Source organism: Nonomuraea rosea (genome assembly GCF_039539705.1).
GTDB classification, from domain to species: Bacteria; Actinomycetota; Actinomycetes; order Streptosporangiales; family Streptosporangiaceae; genus Nonomuraea; species Nonomuraea rosea.
In genome coordinates, this window is the sequence record NZ_BAABDQ010000011.1 from 265398 (window position 1) to 282738 (window position 17341).

A 17341-nucleotide genomic window follows, 5' to 3' on the forward strand; every position below is an offset into this window, starting at 1 on the left:
CGCCGTGTCGTCTGAGTCGTCGCGGACAAACCCGCTGGCAAGCTTTGGTCAGAACGAATGGCTTGTCGACGAGCTGTACCAGAAGTACCTCCAAGATCCAGAGTCTGTCGACAAGGCCTGGTGGAACTTCTTCGCTGACTACAACCCTGATTACGGACCGGGCAGAGCCCCGGTCAGGGAGGCGGCGAACGGCACTGCGACCGCCCCCGCACCTCCACAGGCGCCGCCCAAGGCGCCTCCGGCAGCCGAAAAGCCGAAGCAGCCCGCCACTCCGGTGCCCAAGGGCGCCGAAGAGGTCAAGCTGCGCGGCGCGGCGGCTCGCACCGCGGCCAACATGGACCTGTCGCTGACGGTCCCGACCGCGACGAGCGTACGAGCGATCCCGGCCAAGCTGCTCATCGACAACCGCATCGTGATCAACAATCACCTCAAGCGGGGTCGTGGCGGCAAGATCTCCTTCACGCACCTGATCGGTTTCGCGATCGTCAAGGCGTTGCAGGCCATGCCGGCGATGAATTACTCCTACACCGAGGTCGACGGCAAGCCGACGCTGGTCAAGCCCGAGCACGTGGGCTTGGGTCTGGCGATCGACGTGCAGAAGAGCAACGGCGAGCGCCAGCTCCTCGTGCCCTCCATCAAGGGCGCGGAAGAGATGGACTTCCGTCAGTTCTGGATCGCCTACGAAGAGGTCGTTCGCAAGGCCCGCGCGGGCAAGCTGGGCGTCGACGACTTCTCCAGCACCACGATCTCGCTGACCAACCCCGGCACGATCGGCACGGTCCACTCCGTTCCGCGCCTGATGCCCGGCCAGGGCACGATCATCGGCGTGGGCGCGATGGAATACCCGGCCGAATACCAGGGCGCGTCCCCCGACACGCTCTCGCGCCTGGCCGTCTCCAAGGTCATGACGCTGACCAGCACCTACGACCACCGGATCATCCAGGGCGCCCAGTCGGGCGACTTCCTGCGCACGATCCACCGGTTGCTGCTCGGCGAGGACGGCTTCTACGACGAGATCTTCGAGGCGCTGCGGATCCCCTACGAGCCGGTCCGCTGGGTCCAGGACATCTCGGCCTCCCATGACGACGACGTGGCCAAGTCCGCGCGCGTCATCGAGCTGATCCACGCCTACCGGGTCCGTGGCCACCTGATGGCCGAGACCGACCCGCTTGAATACAAGCAGCGCAAGCACCCCGACCTCGACATCCAGTCGCACGGGCTGACGCTGTGGGACCTGGAGCGCGAGTTCGCCACCGGCGGTTTCGGCGGCCGGGCGCTGATGAAGCTCCGCGAGATCCTGGGCGTGCTGCGCGACTCCTACTGCCGCACCGTCGGCATCGAGTACATGCACATCCAGAACCCCGAGGAGCGGGCCTGGATCCAGGCAAGGATCGAGAAGCCGCACAAGTCGCCCGAGCGCGACGAGCAGCTCAACATCCTGTCGCGGCTCAACACCGCCGAGGCGTTCGAGACGTTCCTGCAGACGAAGTTCGTCGGCCAGAAGCGCTTCTCGCTGGAGGGCGGCGAGTCCCTGATCCCGCTGCTGGACTCGGTGCTCAGCGACGCCGCCGACGAGGACCTCGACGAGGTCGTCATCGGCATGGCGCACCGCGGCCGGCTCAACGTGCTGGCCAACATCGTGGGCAAGTCCTACGCGCAGATCTTCGGCGAGTTCGAGGGCAACATCGACCCGCGCACCGCGCACGGGTCCGGTGACGTGAAATACCACCTCGGCGCGTCCGGCGTCTTCACCGCGCCGAGCGGCAAGACGATCACGGCGTCCGTGGTGGCCAACCCCTCCCACCTGGAGGCGGTCGACCCGGTCCTCGAAGGCGTCGTACGCGCCAAGCAGGACCTCCTGGAGCGCGGCGAGGAGGGCTTCACGGTCCTGCCGGTCCTCCTCCACGGTGACGCGGCCTTCGCCGGCCAGGGCGTCGTGGCCGAGACGCTCAACCTGTCGCAGCTGCGCGGCTACCGCACCGGCGGCACCGTGCACGTGGTGGTCAACAACCAGGTGGGCTTCACCACCTCGCCGGCCTCGTCCAGGTCCTCGGTGTACGCCACCGACGTGGCCCGGATGATCCAGGCGCCGATCTTCCACGTCAACGGCGACGACCCCGAGCAAGTGGTCCGCGTGGGCCAGCTGGCCTACGAATACCGCCAGGCGTTCCGCAAGGACGTGGTCATCGACCTCATCTGCTACCGCCGCCGCGGCCACAACGAGGGCGACAACCCCGCCTTCACCCAGCCGCTGATGTACGACCTGATCGACGCCAAGCGCTCGACCCGCAAGCTCTACACCGAGGCGCTGATCGGCCGGGGCGACATCACGGTCGAGGAGGCCGAGCAGGCCCTCCGCGACTACCAGGCCAAGCTGGAGCAGGCGTTCACCGAGACCCGCGAGGCGGCCAAGAAGCCGCAGGAGGCCGCCGCGATGCGGGTGCCCCCTGCGGAGATCATCAAGTGGTCCCACGACGACACGCCGACCGCGATCACCGACGAGACGCTCAAGCGCATCGTCGACACCCAGCTCAACCTCCCCGACGGCTTCACGCCGCACCCGCGCCTGGCGCCGGTGCTGCAGCGCCGCGGCCAGATGGTCGAGCAGGACGCGATCGACTGGGCGATGGGCGAGACGCTGGCGTTCGGCTCACTGCTCATGGACGGCCACCCGGTGCGGCTGGTCGGCCAGGACTCCAGGCGCGGCACGTTCACGCAGCGCCACGCCGTCCTGGTGGACCGGATGACCGGCGCGGACCACACGCCGCTCAAGTCCTTCAACGAGGGCACCACGAAGTTCTACGTCTACGACTCGCTGCTCAGTGAGTTCGCGGCGCTCGGCTTCGAGTACGGCTACAGCGTGGTCCGCCCGGACGCCCTGGTCGCCTGGGAGGCGCAGTTCGGCGACTTCGTCAACGGCGCCCAGACGATCATCGACGAGTTCATCTCGTCGGGCGAGCAGAAGTGGGGCCAGAAGTCCTCGGTCGTGATGCTGCTGCCGCACGGTTTCGAGGGTCAGGGTCCCGACCACTCCTCGGCCCGCATCGAGCGGTTCCTGCAGGTCTGCGCGCTCGACAACATGACGATCGCGCAGCCCACGACGCCCGCCAACTACTTCCACCTGCTGCGCTGGCAGGTGGAGTCGGAGCGGCACAAGCCGCTGGTGGTCTTCACGCCGAAGTGGCTGCTGCGGCACAAGGCGGCCACCTCCAAGGCGGCCGACTTCACCACCGGCACCTTCCAGCCGGTCCTGGGCGACAAGAAGGTCGATCCGGCCAAGGTCACCAAGGTGGTCATGTGCTCCGGCAAGATCTACTACGAGCTGGCCGCGGCGCGTGACAAGTCGGGCCGCGACGATGTCGCGATCGTCCGGCTGGAGCGCCTCTACCCGTTCCCGGCCGAGGAGCTGGGCGCCGAGCTGGCCCGCTACGGCTCGCAGGCGGAGCTGGTCTGGGCGCAGGACGAGCCGGTCAACATGGGGCCGTGGCCCTACCTGACACTCAAGCTGGCCGAGGACCCGGAGACGTTGAGCGGGCGGCGGCTGCGCCGCGTCTCGCGCACGCCCAACAGCTCGCCGGCCACGGGGTCGCACAACTCGCACGACACCGAGCTCGAGCAGATCCAGCACGAGCTGTTCGGCTGACATTCGGGCCTCCGGCTCCGGCCGGGGGCCCGCGTGCTGAAATGGCAGGTGCCGAAGTCGGCGCCTGCCATTTTCGTCGGCGGCGACCGCGCCGCCGGCTTTGTTCCGACAGATGGACGGAGAACGATGTACTTCACCGATCGGGGGATCGAGGAGCTGGTCGAGCGGCGGGGCGAGGAAGAGGTCAGCCTGCTGTGGCTGGGCGCGCGGCTGCGCGAGTTCGTGGACCTCAACCCCGAGTTCGAGACCCCGGTCGAGCGGCTGGCCACGTGGCTGGCGCGCCTGGACGACGACGAGGACGACCTCTAGGTGCTGGGCAGGAGCCGCTCGAAGCCGTCGAGCATGGCCGTGAGCCCGATCCCGAAATGGGCGTCGATCTCGGCGGCGTCGGCGCTCTCCGCGATCAGGTTGTAGCCCGGATCCTGCGGCGCGGGCTTCTTGCTGCGCAGGCCGGCGCCCAGGCGGACGGCGGCGATCGACTGCGCGTGCCCGAGCGTGAACTCCCGCAGGCACCTCGTGAGCTGCAGCGCGAGCGCGGGACCGAACCCCGCGTCCCGCAGGATCGCGATCGCCCGCTCGCCGTGCTCGATGGCGGCCGGGGAGCGCACCGGGCGGGTGGCGAAGATCGAGACGGCGTGCGGATGGTCCAGCAGCGTGTCGCGCAGGCGCGTGTAGAGCCGCTCGCACAGCACGCGCCAGGACGACTCCCACGGCAGCGTGTCCACCCGCAGCTCGTCGAAGAGCAGCTCCGCGATGCCGTCGAACAGCGCCTCCTGATCGCGGTAGTAGTAATAGACCGCCATCGGATCCACCCCGAGCTCCGCCCCCAGCTTGCGCATGGAGAACTTGCCGAGCCCCACCGAGTCGACGAGCGCGAGCGCGACGGTGGCGATGTACTCGTGATTGAGCGTCGGCTTGGTGGGCCGCACGCCTCCCCCTTTACCTCCGTGCGCGGAACCCGTCCAGGGTAGCCGCCAGCCGGTCGCCGAACTCCCTGGGGAACTCCTGGTAGCCGAGGTGCCCGCCGGGCAGCTCCGCGACCTCCGCGCCGAGCCGCTCCCCGAGCAGCCGGGCGGGCCTGGCGTAGAAGCGGCCCTCGCTCGCCGCGCCCACGGCGAAACACCAAGGGGCCGGTACGCGGCCCAGCGCCGACAGGTTCGGCTCGTACGCGAGGAACGCCGGAATCTCGGACCGCACGACGACCTCGGCGTTGCCGAACAGGCGTTGCATCCCGCCGGGTTCCCCCTTCCGCACCGCCATCGAGGCCCGCAGCCCGGCGGCCACCACCGCCCGGCCCGCCCGCGAACGGAACAGCCCGAGCGGCCTGGCCATGATCGCCGAAGCGAACAGCAGGTACGCCCTGAGCGCCCCCTCCCGCTCCCCGACCGCCCGCACCTCGTCGAAGAAGGCCAGCCGCTCGGCCGCGTCCGGCAGCACCCGGACGATGGGCGGCTCGTGCACGACGGCCCCCAGCAGCCGGTCAGGATGCCGGATGAGCAGCTCCAGGGCGATGATCCCGCTCGCGCTGGTGCCGAACACGTACGCCCGCGACAGCCCGTAGTGATCCAGCACGGCCACCACGTCATCGGCCTGCTCCCCCACGTCGACCGGCCTTTGCGGCCCCTCGATCGGGCTGCGCGAGTTGCCGCGCCGGTCGAGGGTGAGCACCGTGTACCGCTCGGCCAGCACCGGGACGACGCGGTCGAACGCGGACGTGTCCCCGCCGCCGCCGGGCACCAGCACGAGTGCCGGGCCGTCCCCGGTGCGCTCGGTGTAGAGGCGGGCGTGTCCCGCCTGGACGATGGTCATGCGATCTCCGTTTCTACGGTGTAGAACGACTCTACAGCGTAGAAACGTACAAGATGGAGGTCTGACCCCGACAGGCCATACGCGATACATCTTGAGTTTTGGACAGACGCGACATATCGTGTCTAGGGAGAGAACGTATCGCCAGGAGGGTCCGGATCATGCAGCAGTGGACGATCGAAGAGCCCGAACAGCTGACGTTCGGCGAGGTGGAGTCGCTCGACGTGCGCATCGTCGCCGGCCGGCTGGCCGTGCTCGCCAGCGAGGGCCCGCCCACGCTGGAGGTGTCCGAGATCGAGTCGGCCTCGCCGCTCATCGTGACCTACGACGAGGACACCAGGTCGCTCGTCATCGCCTACAAGGACCTCACCTGGGACGGCATGCTCGGCTGGCTGCGGCGCGACCGGCGCAGGACCGTGCTCTCGATCGCCGTGCCCAAGTCCTGCCGGGTCAACGCCGGGGTGGTGTCCGCGCCCTCCGTGGTGGCCGGGTTCGAGAAGCAGACGCACGTCAAGAGCGTGTCGGCGGAGATCGTCCTCGACGCCGTGAGCGGCGCCGTCGTGGCCAACACCGTGTCGGGCGCCGTCGAGAGCCGGACGATGGACGGCGACCTGTCGTTCAAGAGCATCTCCGGCGACCTGACCGTGGCCGACGGCACCCCGCGCCGGCTGAAGGCGAACACCGTCTCCGGCCGGATCACCGCGGACCTGGCGCTGCGGCCGACGGGGCATGTCACGCTCAACAGCGTGTCCGGTGACATCCTGGTCAGGCTGCCTGAGAACGTGGAGGCGGACGTCAACGTCAGATCCACCTCGGGCAGGCTGGTCAGCACGTTCGAGAAACTGTCCAACACGAGTGGTCCCGGCTCCAAGTCGATGTCGGGGCGGCTGGGTGGCGGCATGGCCTCACTGTCGGCGATCACGGTCTCCGGCGAGGTCGCGCTGCTCAAGGGAGAGAAGGAATGAGCCCTGTCTTCGGTCACGGCCGGCTCCGGCTGTACCTGCTCAAGCTGCTGGAAGAGAGCCCGCGGCACGGTTACGAGGTCATCCGGCTGCTCCAGGACCGCTTCCTCGGCGTCTACTCGCCCTCCCCCGGCACGATCTACCCGCGTCTGGCCCGCCTGGAGGAGGAGGGCCTCGTGACGCACGAGGTGGTCGAGGGCAAGAAGGTGTTCTCGATCACCGACAAGGGCCGCGAGGAGCTGAACGACCGCCTCGACGAGCTCGACGACCTGGAGCAGGAGATCTCCGCCTCGGTGCGCGACATCGCCCGCGAGGTCAAGGAGGACGTCCGCGACACCGTCAAGTCGCTGCGCGACGAGCTGACCCGGATGGCCAAGGACGTCCGCACGGGGCCGCGCGAGGACGCCAAGCGCTTCAAGGAGCAGCAGAAGGAGGACTTCAAGCGGCTCAAGGAGCAGCAGAAGCGGCAGTGGATGGAGCACGCCTACCAGTGGCAGGGGGAGGGCGAGCGGCTCAGCACGGAGTGGCGCAGGATCTGGTCGGAGGTCTGGGCCACGCTGGGGGGCGCGCCGCCCAACCGCGCCGCGCTCGACGCCGAGCTGGGCGAGCTGCTGGCCGACTTCGTGGCCCAGGCCCGCGAGGACGCCTCGGCGTCCGGGCTGACCCCGGAGAAGCTGGCCGAGCTCCGTACGGCGCTCGGTGACGCCGGCCGCCGCGTCCGCGACATCCTCGAATCCTGACCACCACCCCGAAACCGATCCGGCCCGCACGGGGTTGGGGCGGTCAGGCGGAGCGGAGCTGTCGCTGGAGCCGGCGCGAGCTCCGCGCCGCCTTCCGCGCGTGGTAGGCGAGCGGCATGTACCGCACCCGCTCGGGCAGGCGCGGCGTCAGCATCGCCACCGCGTGCCCGAGATGCCGCAGCCGCCGCTCCTCCCTGGCCGTCCACCGCAGCCCCAGCTTCGCCCGGACCGCCGGCGGCAACGTGCCGACGGTCACGAAGTGGTTGAACTCCCCGGAGCCCACACCCACGGGCGTCCACAGGCGGCGCAACGGCCGGGGCAGCCCCGGCGGCGCCGGCGTGCCACGCATGACCGCCAGCACGTCGAGCGCGGTCGGATGCGCCTCCAGCCGGTCGGCCACCATCGCGTCGAAATAGCGCCAGAACCCGTCGAGGTCGTCCGGCATCTCCCGCTCCGGCACCCGCAGGATCGCGCCGAGCTGCCGCGACTCGGCATAGAAGCGCCGCTGCTGCTCGACGGTGAACGGCGTCCCGAAATAGCGGTTGAGCGCGATGAACCGCTCGAACAGCGACAGGTGCACCCACGCCCACGCCTCGCCGTTGAGCGCGTGATAGTGCCGTCCCCGCTCGTCCACCCCGCTGATCGGCTTGTGCAGCTCCCGCAGCCGCTCGCCCTCCGCCGGGCCGCCGGCTCCGCCGTACACCCATTTCTGGACGGAGGCGAGCGTGCGGGTGAGCCGCCCCCACGGGTCGGCCTTGTACGTGGAGTGCTCCGCGACGGCCGCGCCGACCGCGGGGTGCATCGTCTGGATGACCAGCGCGCTGCCGGCCACGAGCAGGTTGCGGTATTCGCCCGCGGTGTCCCAGTGCATCGAACCTGGGCCGAAGGGCTCAACGTCCATGATGACGGCCTCCCGGGTGATACAACCTCACTCCTCTTGTATCACCCAGGAGGCGCATAAGTAACCCTTCACTTATTCAGCCCGCAAATACGATCTTTCCGAAAATCTCCCCTTCCGCCATGGCGGCGAACCCGTCCCGGGCCCCGGCCAGCGGAAGTGTCCGGTCGATGACCGGTCGCAGTCCGGTCTGCTCCAGGAACACCGCCAGCCGCTGGAGCTGGTCACGCGTCCCCATCGTGGAGCCGACCACGGACAGCTGCAGGAAGAAGACCCGGTTGAGGTCGGCGGGCGGGACCGCGCCGCTGGTGGCGCCGCAGACGACGATGCGCCCGCCCGGCTTGAGCGACTTGAGCGAGTGATCCCAGGTGGCCTGCCCGACGGTCTCCATGACCGCGTCCACCCGCTCGGGCAGCCGTGCGCCCGGCTCGAAGACCTGGTCGGCGCCGAGCTCGCGGGCGCGTTCGCGCTTCTCCTCCGTGCGGCTGGTCGCCCAGACCCGGTAGCCACCGGCCCGCCCGAGCGCGATCAGCGCGGTGGCGACGCCGCCGCCCGCGCCCTGCACCAGCACGGTCGAGCCGGGCTGGAGCCCGGCCTTGTCGAACAGCATCCGGTACGCGGTCAGCCAGGCCGTCGGCAGGCAGGCGGCGTGCTCGAAGCTGAGCGAGGCCGGCTTGGGCACGAGGTTGCGGCGCGGCACGGCCACCCGTTCGGCGAACGTGCCGTCGTAGGTCTCCGACAGCAGCGTGCGCTTGGGATCGAGGGTCTCGTCGGCGCCCGTGCCGATCACGGAGTGCACGATGACCTCGTTACCGTCCTCGTCCACGCCCGCGGCGTCGCAGCCGAGCACGATGGGCAGGCGGTCCTGCCTGATGCCGACGCCTTTGAGCGTCCACAGGTCGTGGTGGTTGAGCGCGGCCGCCCGCACGGAGACGGTCGTCCATCCGTCCGGCGCCTTCGGCTCCGGACGCTCGCCGAGCGTCAGCCCGGCGAGTGGGTTGTCGGGGTCGGTCTGTGTGGCGGTTACGGCGAACATGGCCGCACCCTACTTCAGCGTGATCTGGATCTCTTTGAGCGCCCTCTCGCGGAACGACTGCGGCCCCGTGACGGCGATCCGCACCCCGCCCTTGCACACCGACTCGGCCCGCCGCCCCCGCCCGTCGATCACGGACGGCACCGCGTTCGTGCCCCGGCAGCCGGGGGTCGGCACGAACGCGACCATCGGCCCGGCCCCGCCGCCGAACCAGAGCTGCGGCCCGACCGGGTAACCCTCCGCGCTCTCCCCCGGCTCGGCGAGCCGCACCAGGCCGCGTGCCGACAGGACGAGATAGCCGTTCTTGGTCACCCGGCCCTTGAGCTCCCGCGCGAGGGCCAGCCGCTGGTCGAAGGTCAGCCCCTGCCCCCGGTCGTACATGGCCAGCCGCCACTGCCCGAACGCGAACAGCAGCACCTGCCCGTAGGAGCCACTGCCCGCCTGGCGCGGCCAGAGGGTGACGTTGCGGGTGTAGTTCCTGATCGGCCGGCCACCGCGGGTGACCTCGATCTCCCCGTTGTACGGGGCCTGGAGCTGGCGGTACAGCCCGTCCACCCACACGCCCACGAAGGGCCGCGACCCCATCGCGTCGAGATCGAGCTCCGCGGGATAGCGCACCTCGGCCCGCTGCCCGTCGGGGAACACCGCCTCGAAGACCTCGTCGCGCCCCTTGGTCTTGACGGGGACGTTCAGGATGTTGGGCGCGCTCTCGACCCTGGTCAGGGACTGGATGGGCTCCGGAGCCGGCGTGACGGGCGGCGGCCCGGGATCGCTGCTGCTGAGCACGCCGACAATGGGGATCAGCAGGAGCGCGAGAACCACCGCCAGCCCGATCCACCGGCGACGGCCGCGCTCGCCTGACTCGATGACGTCGAACTGGTCAGCCACGACGTTCCTAGCCGAGTAGTGCCGGCTTGCGCCCTTGCTCTCAGTTCAGTTGAGCGGTGACCGCCAGCGCAAGCCCTCGAACCTGGCGAAATCGCGGTCGCAGGTCACGAATTCACAACCGTGCTCGATGGCCAGTGCGGCCAGGTAGGCGTCAGGCACGAGATTGCCCGTCGCCCCAGCCTGCCGGCACAGCTTGACGAAGATGTCCCAGTGCCTGGACCCCGCATTCACCACGACCGCATGCGGCTGGTGGCGGACGCCGTCGGCGAACTCCCGGGCGACCTCGAAGGGCGTCGCGCCCGGGATGCGGCGGTTGGTCACCACTCGCATGAACCCTTGGAGCGCGAAGTCACTCACGGCATAGGCCTCGTCGCCCTCGATGAGCTCCATGAGCACGGCATGACAGGGCTTGTGATGCTCGGCGTCGCGCCGCTGCGCGTTGAAGAGGATGTTCGTGTCAAGCATCCGCATGGCCGGCTCCCAGCACACGCTCGGCGTCTTCCTGGTCGAGGATCTCCTTGATCTCGGCCCAGGTCAGCATGGGGCCGGTGGCTGCTCCGGAGACGGGCAGGTTGATACGGGGACGATCCGCCACTTCGGCGGAGCGATTCATGAGTTGCCTCAAGGCATCCTCCATCACTGAGTTGAGACTGCGACCGTTACGTGCCGCGTACGCCTTCGCCTCGTTGAGGAGCGTCTCGTCGATGCGCACCGTTGTCCTCCGCATGACTCCAGCGTCCGCCTGTGACATCAAAATGTCAACACCAGAGAGTAGTCGCTCGAACACAATTTTGACCGCGCTTTGGCCTTACCAAGAGGCCACATTGACCTTCCCGTCGGACGTGAGCCGCACCGCCTGCCCCACCAGCTCCCGCCCGACCGCGTCCGCCAGCAGCGCCGGCTCCTCCGTCACCGCGTACGCCCGCCCGCCGCCCGGCACGTCCACCACCAGGACCGCGCGCTCCGCCACCCCGTCCCGCGTGTACGCCACCGTGTACCCCGCCACCACCCCGTCCCCCTCGTACGAGGACACGATCGGCACCCCCTCGGCCACGAACACCGGCGCCGCGCTCCCCAGCCGCCCCCCAGGCTCGCTGGACCACACCGCGTACGCGTGCTTGGTCAGGTGCATCCCCACCCCGGTCACCAGCCCGTGCCCCGACTGCGCCCGCAGCAGCCCCGCCATCGTCGCCGTCGAGTGCAGCACGTAGTCACTGGCCGGCCCGCCCGCGTACGGCAGCCCGCCGGTGACCGTGAGCCCGCGCCGGTCCAGCGGGTCGAGCCCGATCGCGTCGCACGCCTGCCGCAGCGCGATCGCGAAACAGCTGTAGAGGTCCAGCGCGTGCAGGTCGTCCAGACCCAGCCCCGCCCGGCGGAAGGCCGCCTCGGCAGCGCGCGCGATGGCCTCCGACGAGCCGAGCGCGGGCCGCCCCGCCACCTCCCAGGTGTCCTCCGCGTACGCCCATCCCCGCAGGTACACCCGCTGCTCAGCGGGCACGCCGAGCTGGTCGGCCAGCCGCGTGCTGGCCAGGACGACGGCCGCGGCCTGGTCCACCTCCATCACCGCCACCGTGCCGCGCGTGTACGGCCAGCCGACGAACCGGCCGCCCGCGGCGAGCTCCTCGGGGGTGCGGGCGGTCCTGCGCCAGGCGTACGGGTTCGCGGCGGCCACCTCGGTCATCGGCGCCAGCAGCCGGCCGCGGTCGCGCATCTCCTCCTCGACCGTGAGCCCGAGCGCCGCCCGCCGCGCGGTCTCCATGATCGCGTAGGTGTGCACCGGCAGGAACAGCCCGTGGGCCAGCTCGGCGGGATGCGGCGGGCGCTCCCACCCGTACGGGGGCTTGGGGTCGGCGGGGTGACTCCAGGGCACGCGCTCCCCCGCCAGCCGGTACGCCCTGCGCGTCGCCAGTGCCTCGGCCCCCGCGACCAGGGCGGAGTCCAGCTCGCCTGCCGCGATCCTGGTCGCCGCCGCGCCGATGAGCAGGTGCGGAGCCGTACCGCTGACCTTGGAGTAGGCGTGGTGGCGCGGCGTGGCCCCGAGCCGATCGGCCAGCCGGCACACCGGCGAGTCGTACTGCCAGGAGTCGCTGTAGACGAGCTGGATCGAGTCGAGCCGCTCCATCGGGAGCCGGGCGTCGTCGGCGGCGGCCCGCGCCACCTGCTCCCACAGGTCCAGCGGCTCCGGGCCCGGCTGCTCGCGAACGGTGCGCTGCGCGATGCCGATGAGACAGGGGGTGCGAGGGTCCATGAATACATCTAACCAGAACATAATTCGGCTAGTAAGCAGAGACTTTTGATAATTACCGTTACCGATGTTACTCCAGACCATTCAACAGGGCTTCGACCTGCGCAGATGCCAGTCGGTAAGGCATGCGGATTTGCCGTTCAGATAACGGAATGGAACCGTCCCATGCTTTTTGACGCCGCTTCCTGGCCACCCGCTTGCGCCATTCATTAACGTTTCGAACGTTTTCCTGGCCCACCGGGGCACAGTCCCCCGCTCTGGGCCGCCGAGAACTTGAGAGGAGCTCCATGTATTCCCGAGCAAGGCGCATCGCTATCCCGCTGGCCGGCCTGGTGGCCATCGGTCTGGCGGCGGGAACGATCAGCGGCACCGCGGCGAGCGCGACGGCACCCTCAGACGTCGTCTCCAAGAGTTCGTCCACCCCCGCCGAGCAGGCGATCCAGTTCTGGACGCCGGACCGCATGAAACTGGCCTCCGACTACGACGACGGCCTCGACCTGTCCTCCAAGGGCGTCAAGGGCACCAACGACGCGCCTGACGGTCCTCCCGGATCCGTTCCGCCGATCGGCGAGGAGAAGACCAAGTCCAAGAAGAGCAAGCAGGTCAACCTGCCGAACACCGTCGGCCGCGTGTTCTTCACGCTGCCCAGGAAAGACCCGCGCGACCCGCGGAACTGGCGCTACTGCTCGGCCAGCTCCGTCCAGGGCAAGTACCGCAACCTGGTGGCGACCTCCGCCCACTGCGTGTACGACACCAGCAAGAACACCTTCTACGACAACTGGATCTTCATCCCGTCGTACTGGGACGGCAACAATGTGTGGGAGGGCAAGGCCCCCTACGGCATTTACGCCGCCAAGACGTTCAACGCGCACGACGACTTCGTGGTGAAGGAGGACTACGACTACGACTACGCGTTCGTCAACGTCTTCAACGGCATCAAGGTCAAGTGGGAGAAGGTCGGCGCCCAGTGGAAGTGGACCGTCAAGAACGTCGGCCGGCTGGGTGACAACGTCGGCGGCCAGGGCTTCACCTGGAACCGGAGCACCAAGCTGAACGTGTTCTCGTTCGGCTACCCGGCGGGCGACCACCCCGACGGCGACAAGCCGTACACCGGCCGCACGATGAAGTACTGCTACGGCAAGACCAAGCCGATGCCCGAGGCCCGGAAGTACAACCTCCAGGAGCACATCGGCTTCAAGTGCTCCTTCACCGCCGGCGCGAGCGGCGGGCCGTTCATCTACAACTACAAGAGCGCGTCGCGGACCGGCTACCTGGTCGGCGTCAACAGCGTCGCGTGGGACACCGACGGCAACGACCGCTTCGACCACATCTCGTCGCCGTACTTCAACACCGACACCTACAAGGTCTACAAGGCCGCCGCCAACCGCTGGACCGGCAACATGCCGTGACGAGCGAGCACCCGAGGCCCCGGATCCCATGAGATCCGGGGCCTTCCCGCGCTCATTTGGCCCGCTCCAAGCGATCCGGCAACGTGTCGTACGCCACTGGGCGCACCGAATGCGGCCGCGCGAAAGAACGGAATTGCACTCCTCTCGCCCGACCGAAATCATGCCTCTGACCAGCGGATACGATGATCACTAATGATCATTCAGTGGCGCGGGGAGTGGATGTCTGACGGCATCCTTATAGTTCAGTGTGCACCCTTGATCAGGTAACGAATGTCTATCCTGGCTGCAATACGGCCTGCACATCTGGAAAAATCCACCCTTACGACCCCAAGAAAGGCATTTCATGATCCCCCGGGCCAGGCACGTGGTGGCGGCTGCGCTCAGCAGCGCGCTGCTGATCCTGCCTGCCTTGACGGGGATCGCGAACGCCGCGCCCGCCACCGCGCCCGCCAGCAAGGTGTACGCCATCCCGATGGCGCGAACCGCCGTGGACGTGAAGCGGGTCGCCGACTACTGGAAGCCCGACCGGCTCAAGAAGGCCGACAGCTACAGCCCGGCCACGCCCGGCGCCCAGGCCTCCCCGACCGCCTCGCCGACGTCCGCCGGCGCCGCGGCCGGTCCCAGCGGGACCACCGCCTCGGCCGCCGCCGCGGCCAAGCGCACGGCGGCGGACAGCGCGGCGCCCACGCTGCCGCGTAAGGGCACGGCCGCCAAGACCATGGGCAAGGTCTTCTTCCGGTTCGGGGACAAGGAGTACTGGTGCTCCGCCAGCGCGGTCACGGCCAGCAACCGCAGCGTGGTCGCCACGGCCGGGCACTGCGCGTATGACCCGCGGCAGACCAAGGCGGCCGAATACTGGATCTTCGTCCCCAACCCCGGCGCCAACGGTGAGACGCCTGACGGCATCTACGTGGGCGCCGCGCTCAGCATGCACGAGGACTGGTCCGGCAAGGGCGACTACGACTTCGACTACGCGTTCGTGACCGTGCACCGCGGCTTCGTCTGGGTCGCCAAGGACGGCGGCTACGTCATGGAGGACGTCGGCAGGCTCCAGGACAACGTGGGCGGCCAGGGGCTGGAGCTGAACAAGAAGCCGGGCACGTACACCGTGGCCGCCTGGGGCTACCCGGCGGGCGCGCAGCCCGACGGCTCCCGCCCGTTCGACGGCAAGAAGCTGATGCTGTGCCAGGAGGGGGCGACGCGCTGGACCGTCGCACCCAGCCTCGACCTGCAGAAGGGCGTGCAGCTCATGGGCTGCGACTTCAGCCCGGGCGCGAGCGGCGGCCCGTGGCTGATCGGCTACGACAAGAACCGCAGGCTCGGCAGCCTGAACGGTGTCAACAGCCTGACCTGGAACAGGGACGCCAAGGGCTGGTACGACGCGGTGTCGTCCCCGTACTTTGACACCACGGCCGGAGAGGTCTACAGGCGAGCCGCCTCACAGAACACTCCGCCAAATGTGACGTAAGTCATAGCAACCAATCGATCACTGCGGGTGATCAGCTAAAACCTTGATCTCGGTACGGTCACGGCGCCGGTTTGGAACGCTGACATGATCTACCGAAAATTCACATGACCAGAGTCAACGCTGTAGGTTCCGGGTCGTCCGTTTGCTGAGTTTTGGGGGTGCATAAGGCGCCTCATGTCAGCGCAACCTGGAGTTACCTTGAAGCGAATCCTTCTCCCCGCCGGCGGTGCCCTCCTGGCTACCGGGCTGCTCGCCGCGGGCCTGTCCGGCACCGCACAGGCCGATGGGGACGTCTCTCACGACCCCATGGCCCGCAATACGTCCGAGGCCTCCTCCGTCGCCTCCTTCTGGCTCGCGTCGAACGGCGCGGCGCTCCGTTCCGCGACGCAGTACACCTGGGACTCGAAGGAAGTCAGAAAGGTCGTCTCCAAGGGCGGCTACAGCCCCGACGGCCGGCCCGGCACCACGGCCCCGACCGGACAGACCAAGTCCGGCGCCACGGGCCAGAACGTGAACCTGCCCAAGACCATCGGCAAGGTCTTCTTCGTCGACGGCTCCGGCAAGTTCCGCTGGTGCTCGGCCACCTCGATCCAGTCGAACTACCGCAACCTCGTCTCCACCGCCGGCCACTGCGTCTACGACACGGACAGCAACTCGGCGACCCTGGACAACTGGGTCTTCGTGCCCGGTTACTACCAGGGCAAGGCGCCGTGGGGCATCTACGTGGGCAAGCAGGCCTTCACCCACTACGACTTCGACACCTACGAGGACTACGACCGCGACTACGCGTTCGTCACCGTCTACAACGGCATCCAGTTCAACGGTGTCAAGCAGGTGGACCGCAAGGACTACCAGCGCTTCTCCGGCCCGAAGCGCTCGTGGGGCGGCCACTACTACATCCTGCTGTCGAAGGACGCGGGCCGTCTGGGTGACAACGTCGGCGGCCAGGGCTTCGCCTGGAACCAGTCCACCGGCAAGAGCGTGCGCGCCTTCGGTTACCCGGCCGCGCCGCACCCCGACGGCAACAAGCCGTACAGCGGTGTGACGCCGAAGAACTGCTACGGCAAGACCACCTCCAAGGCCGTCGGCGCGTCGTGGCTCAAGATCGAGGAGCACATCGGCCTCAAGTGCGCCGTGACCCCCGGTTACGACGGTGGCCCCTGGCTCCTGAACTACAGCAACGGCAAGCGCCTGGGCTACGTGAACGGTGTCACGAGCACGTTCGCGGACCAGGACGGCAACGACCGCATCGACTACATCACCTCGCCGTACTTCGACGGTGAGACGGCGTCCGTGTACAACGCCGCCAAGAACGTGTGGTCCGGCAAGATCGTCGGCCCGAACGGCGAGCTGTACAAGTAAGCCCTACCAGGGGAAAGCGAGGGCCTCGGAGTCACGAGGCCCTCGCCTTGTCATTTCCGGGCCCATTCGCCTGCGTAGATCTTTCTTTAATCCTCTGACACACCGTGTTGACGTCGTCACGATAAGCGCATGCGTCCTGGTGACCTGACGAACGCCGAGTGGGAGCGCCTGGCCCCGCTGCTGCCCACGGGCGACGATTGCGCCGACCGGCGGGCCGAGCACCGGGCAGTCATCAACGGAGTGCTCCACCAGGCCCGCACCGGCTCGCGATGGCGCGACCTCCCGCCCCGGTTCGGCTGCTGGGTGACCGTCTACAAGCGCCACCGCCGCTGGACCGCCGACGGCACCTGGCAACGCCTCCTGACCGCGATCCGCGCCACCCAAGAGGGCCCTCAGCCGCCCCCAGACGTCCCTCCGCCCGTCTGGCACCGGGAAGGCACAGCAGGCGACCCGATCCTGGCCAGCCTCCGCGCCCACCTGACGCAAACAAACAGGCACCTGAACGACTGACCGCCGCCGGCCCGTACCGCGCGCTGCGCATCGGCGAAGACATCACCGTGGCCGGCAGCCAGGCGGAGCAACCGGCCAGCCGCCGGCCACACGCACGGCTGGACGCTTCGAAGGCAGCCGAGTCCCCAGCCTTCTCACCCACGGCGCGAACCACCGCCGGCATCCGGTTCGGCCTGCCGCACACCGCCTCAACGCCGCGGCCGCGGCCGCGTGGCAAGCCACGCGCGACCCTTGACCCCGCTCTGGGACGGCCCTCGCGCCCTCAGAAACCCCGCCAGATGCGGCGAAACCTGAGAAGTCTGAACGCCCCAGACCGCTTCCTGAAGATCACCTGGCAGGATCGAGCGAGATTAGACGGGGCAGGGTTCCATCTGGTT

Annotated in this window: 16 protein-coding genes; 8 read left to right on the forward strand and 8 right to left on the reverse strand. The window is 68.8% G+C overall.

Annotation, left to right across the window (positions count from 1 at the left end; translation table 11 throughout):
* Positions 1 to 4 precede the first annotated feature (4 nt).
* Entirely contained in the window at positions 5 to 3643 is a 3639-nt protein-coding gene (locus tag ABEA43_RS26330; RefSeq protein WP_345565794.1) for a multifunctional oxoglutarate decarboxylase/oxoglutarate dehydrogenase thiamine pyrophosphate-binding subunit/dihydrolipoyllysine-residue succinyltransferase subunit, read from the forward strand.
* Positions 3644 to 3769: 126 nt separating this feature from the next.
* Entirely contained in the window at positions 3770 to 3952 is a 183-nt protein-coding gene (locus tag ABEA43_RS26335; RefSeq protein WP_345565796.1) for a DUF6104 family protein, read from the forward strand.
* Here ABEA43_RS26335 and ABEA43_RS26340 read toward each other — a convergent pair.
* Positions 3949 to 4572, reverse strand: coding sequence for a TetR/AcrR family transcriptional regulator C-terminal domain-containing protein (locus ABEA43_RS26340; RefSeq protein WP_345565798.1), 624 nt, complete (start codon positions 4570 to 4572; stop codon positions 3949 to 3951). The genes ABEA43_RS26335 and ABEA43_RS26340 overlap by 4 nt on opposite strands.
* Before the next feature lie 10 nt (positions 4573 to 4582).
* A complete protein-coding gene (locus tag ABEA43_RS26345; RefSeq protein WP_345565800.1) occupies positions 4583 to 5452 on the reverse strand; it encodes an alpha/beta fold hydrolase in 870 nt (289 codons plus the stop codon).
* Between the two features lie 158 nt (positions 5453 to 5610).
* Between ABEA43_RS26345 and ABEA43_RS26350 the strand changes: the two genes are divergently transcribed.
* Both ABEA43_RS26350 and ABEA43_RS26355 read left to right on the forward strand, forming a co-directional pair.
* Positions 5611 to 6414 (forward strand): DUF4097 family beta strand repeat-containing protein, encoded by an 804-nt coding sequence (locus tag ABEA43_RS26350; protein ID WP_345565802.1) that lies wholly within the window; start codon positions 5611 to 5613, stop codon positions 6412 to 6414.
* Positions 6411 to 7151, forward strand: a complete 741-nt coding sequence (locus ABEA43_RS26355) for a PadR family transcriptional regulator (protein WP_345565804.1) — start codon at positions 6411 to 6413, stop codon at positions 7149 to 7151. Before ABEA43_RS26350 ends, ABEA43_RS26355 begins: the two co-directional genes overlap by 4 nt.
* Positions 7152 to 7194: 43 nt before the next feature.
* Here ABEA43_RS26355 and ABEA43_RS26360 read toward each other — a convergent pair whose 3' ends face one another.
* The 6 genes from ABEA43_RS26360 to ABEA43_RS26385 all read right to left on the reverse strand — a co-directional run bounded on the left by ABEA43_RS26360 (position 7195) and on the right by ABEA43_RS26385 (position 12218).
* Positions 7195 to 8052 (reverse strand): oxygenase MpaB family protein, encoded by an 858-nt coding sequence (locus ABEA43_RS26360; protein WP_345565806.1) that lies wholly within the window; start codon positions 8050 to 8052, stop codon positions 7195 to 7197.
* Between the two features lie 76 nt (positions 8053 to 8128).
* The gene (locus tag ABEA43_RS26365; protein ID WP_345565808.1) at positions 8129 to 9085 is read right to left on the reverse strand and encodes a zinc-binding dehydrogenase; all 957 of its coding nucleotides are present in this window, start codon (positions 9083 to 9085) and stop codon (positions 8129 to 8131) included.
* A gap of 9 nt (positions 9086 to 9094) precedes the next feature.
* Positions 9095 to 9970, reverse strand: a complete 876-nt coding sequence (locus tag ABEA43_RS26370; RefSeq protein WP_345565810.1) for a hypothetical protein — start codon at positions 9968 to 9970, stop codon at positions 9095 to 9097.
* Between the two features lie 45 nt (positions 9971 to 10015).
* Entirely contained in the window at positions 10016 to 10441 is a 426-nt protein-coding gene (locus tag ABEA43_RS26375) for a type II toxin-antitoxin system VapC family toxin (protein ID WP_345565812.1), read from the reverse strand.
* Positions 10428 to 10682 (reverse strand): hypothetical protein, encoded by a 255-nt coding sequence (locus ABEA43_RS26380; RefSeq protein ID WP_345565814.1) that lies wholly within the window; start codon positions 10680 to 10682, stop codon positions 10428 to 10430. Before ABEA43_RS26380 ends, ABEA43_RS26375 begins: the two co-directional genes overlap by 14 nt.
* 96 nt (positions 10683 to 10778) lie before the next feature.
* Positions 10779 to 12218: an acetyl-CoA synthetase gene (locus tag ABEA43_RS26385; RefSeq protein WP_345565816.1), complete on the reverse strand. Its 1440-nt coding sequence runs from the start codon at positions 12216 to 12218 to the stop codon at positions 10779 to 10781.
* Positions 12219 to 12502: 284 nt separating this feature from the next.
* Between ABEA43_RS26385 and ABEA43_RS26390 the strand changes: the two genes are divergently transcribed.
* From ABEA43_RS26390 to ABEA43_RS68220, 4 genes are all read left to right on the forward strand, one after another.
* A complete protein-coding gene (locus ABEA43_RS26390) occupies positions 12503 to 13624 on the forward strand; it encodes a trypsin-like serine peptidase (RefSeq protein ID WP_345565817.1) in 1122 nt (373 codons plus the stop codon).
* Between the two features lie 343 nt (positions 13625 to 13967).
* Positions 13968 to 15092 carry a trypsin-like serine peptidase gene (locus ABEA43_RS26395; protein ID WP_345565818.1) on the forward strand — a complete coding sequence of 375 codons (1125 nt, stop codon included), beginning with the start codon at positions 13968 to 13970 and terminating at the stop codon, positions 15090 to 15092.
* A gap of 198 nt (positions 15093 to 15290) precedes the next feature.
* The gene (locus ABEA43_RS26400; protein ID WP_345565819.1) at positions 15291 to 16454 is read left to right on the forward strand and encodes a trypsin-like serine peptidase; all 1164 of its coding nucleotides are present in this window, start codon (positions 15291 to 15293) and stop codon (positions 16452 to 16454) included.
* Positions 16455 to 16583: 129 nt separating this feature from the next.
* Positions 16584 to 16964, forward strand: a complete 381-nt coding sequence (locus ABEA43_RS68220) for a transposase (protein ID WP_425570366.1) — start codon at positions 16584 to 16586, stop codon at positions 16962 to 16964.
* Positions 16965 to 17341 lie beyond the last annotated feature (377 nt).

What these genes read in the sequence shown, in the direction of transcription:
- ABEA43_RS26365 (WP_345565808.1), bottom strand. Translation starts at nt 9,085, where the DNA reads ATGTTCGCCGTAACCGCCACACAGACCGACCCCGACAACCCACTCGCC.
- ABEA43_RS26350 (WP_345565802.1), top strand. Translation starts at nt 5,611, where the DNA reads ATGCAGCAGTGGACGATCGAAGAGCCCGAACAGCTGACGTTCGGCGAG.
- ABEA43_RS68220 (WP_425570366.1), top strand. Translation starts at nt 16,584, where the DNA reads ATGCGTCCTGGTGACCTGACGAACGCCGAGTGGGAGCGCCTGGCCCCG.
- ABEA43_RS26375 (WP_345565812.1), bottom strand. Translation starts at nt 10,441, where the DNA reads ATGCGGATGCTTGACACGAACATCCTCTTCAACGCGCAGCGGCGCGAC.
- ABEA43_RS26335 (WP_345565796.1), top strand. Translation starts at nt 3,770, where the DNA reads ATGTACTTCACCGATCGGGGGATCGAGGAGCTGGTCGAGCGGCGGGGC.
- ABEA43_RS26395 (WP_345565818.1), top strand. Translation starts at nt 13,968, where the DNA reads ATGATCCCCCGGGCCAGGCACGTGGTGGCGGCTGCGCTCAGCAGCGCG.
- ABEA43_RS26360 (WP_345565806.1), bottom strand. Translation starts at nt 8,052, where the DNA reads ATGGACGTTGAGCCCTTCGGCCCAGGTTCGATGCACTGGGACACCGCG.
- ABEA43_RS26355 (WP_345565804.1), top strand. Translation starts at nt 6,411, where the DNA reads ATGAGCCCTGTCTTCGGTCACGGCCGGCTCCGGCTGTACCTGCTCAAG.
- ABEA43_RS26345 (WP_345565800.1), bottom strand. Translation starts at nt 5,452, where the DNA reads ATGACCATCGTCCAGGCGGGACACGCCCGCCTCTACACCGAGCGCACC.
- ABEA43_RS26385 (WP_345565816.1), bottom strand. Translation starts at nt 12,218, where the DNA reads ATGGACCCTCGCACCCCCTGTCTCATCGGCATCGCGCAGCGCACCGTT.
- ABEA43_RS26390 (WP_345565817.1), top strand. Translation starts at nt 12,503, where the DNA reads ATGTATTCCCGAGCAAGGCGCATCGCTATCCCGCTGGCCGGCCTGGTG.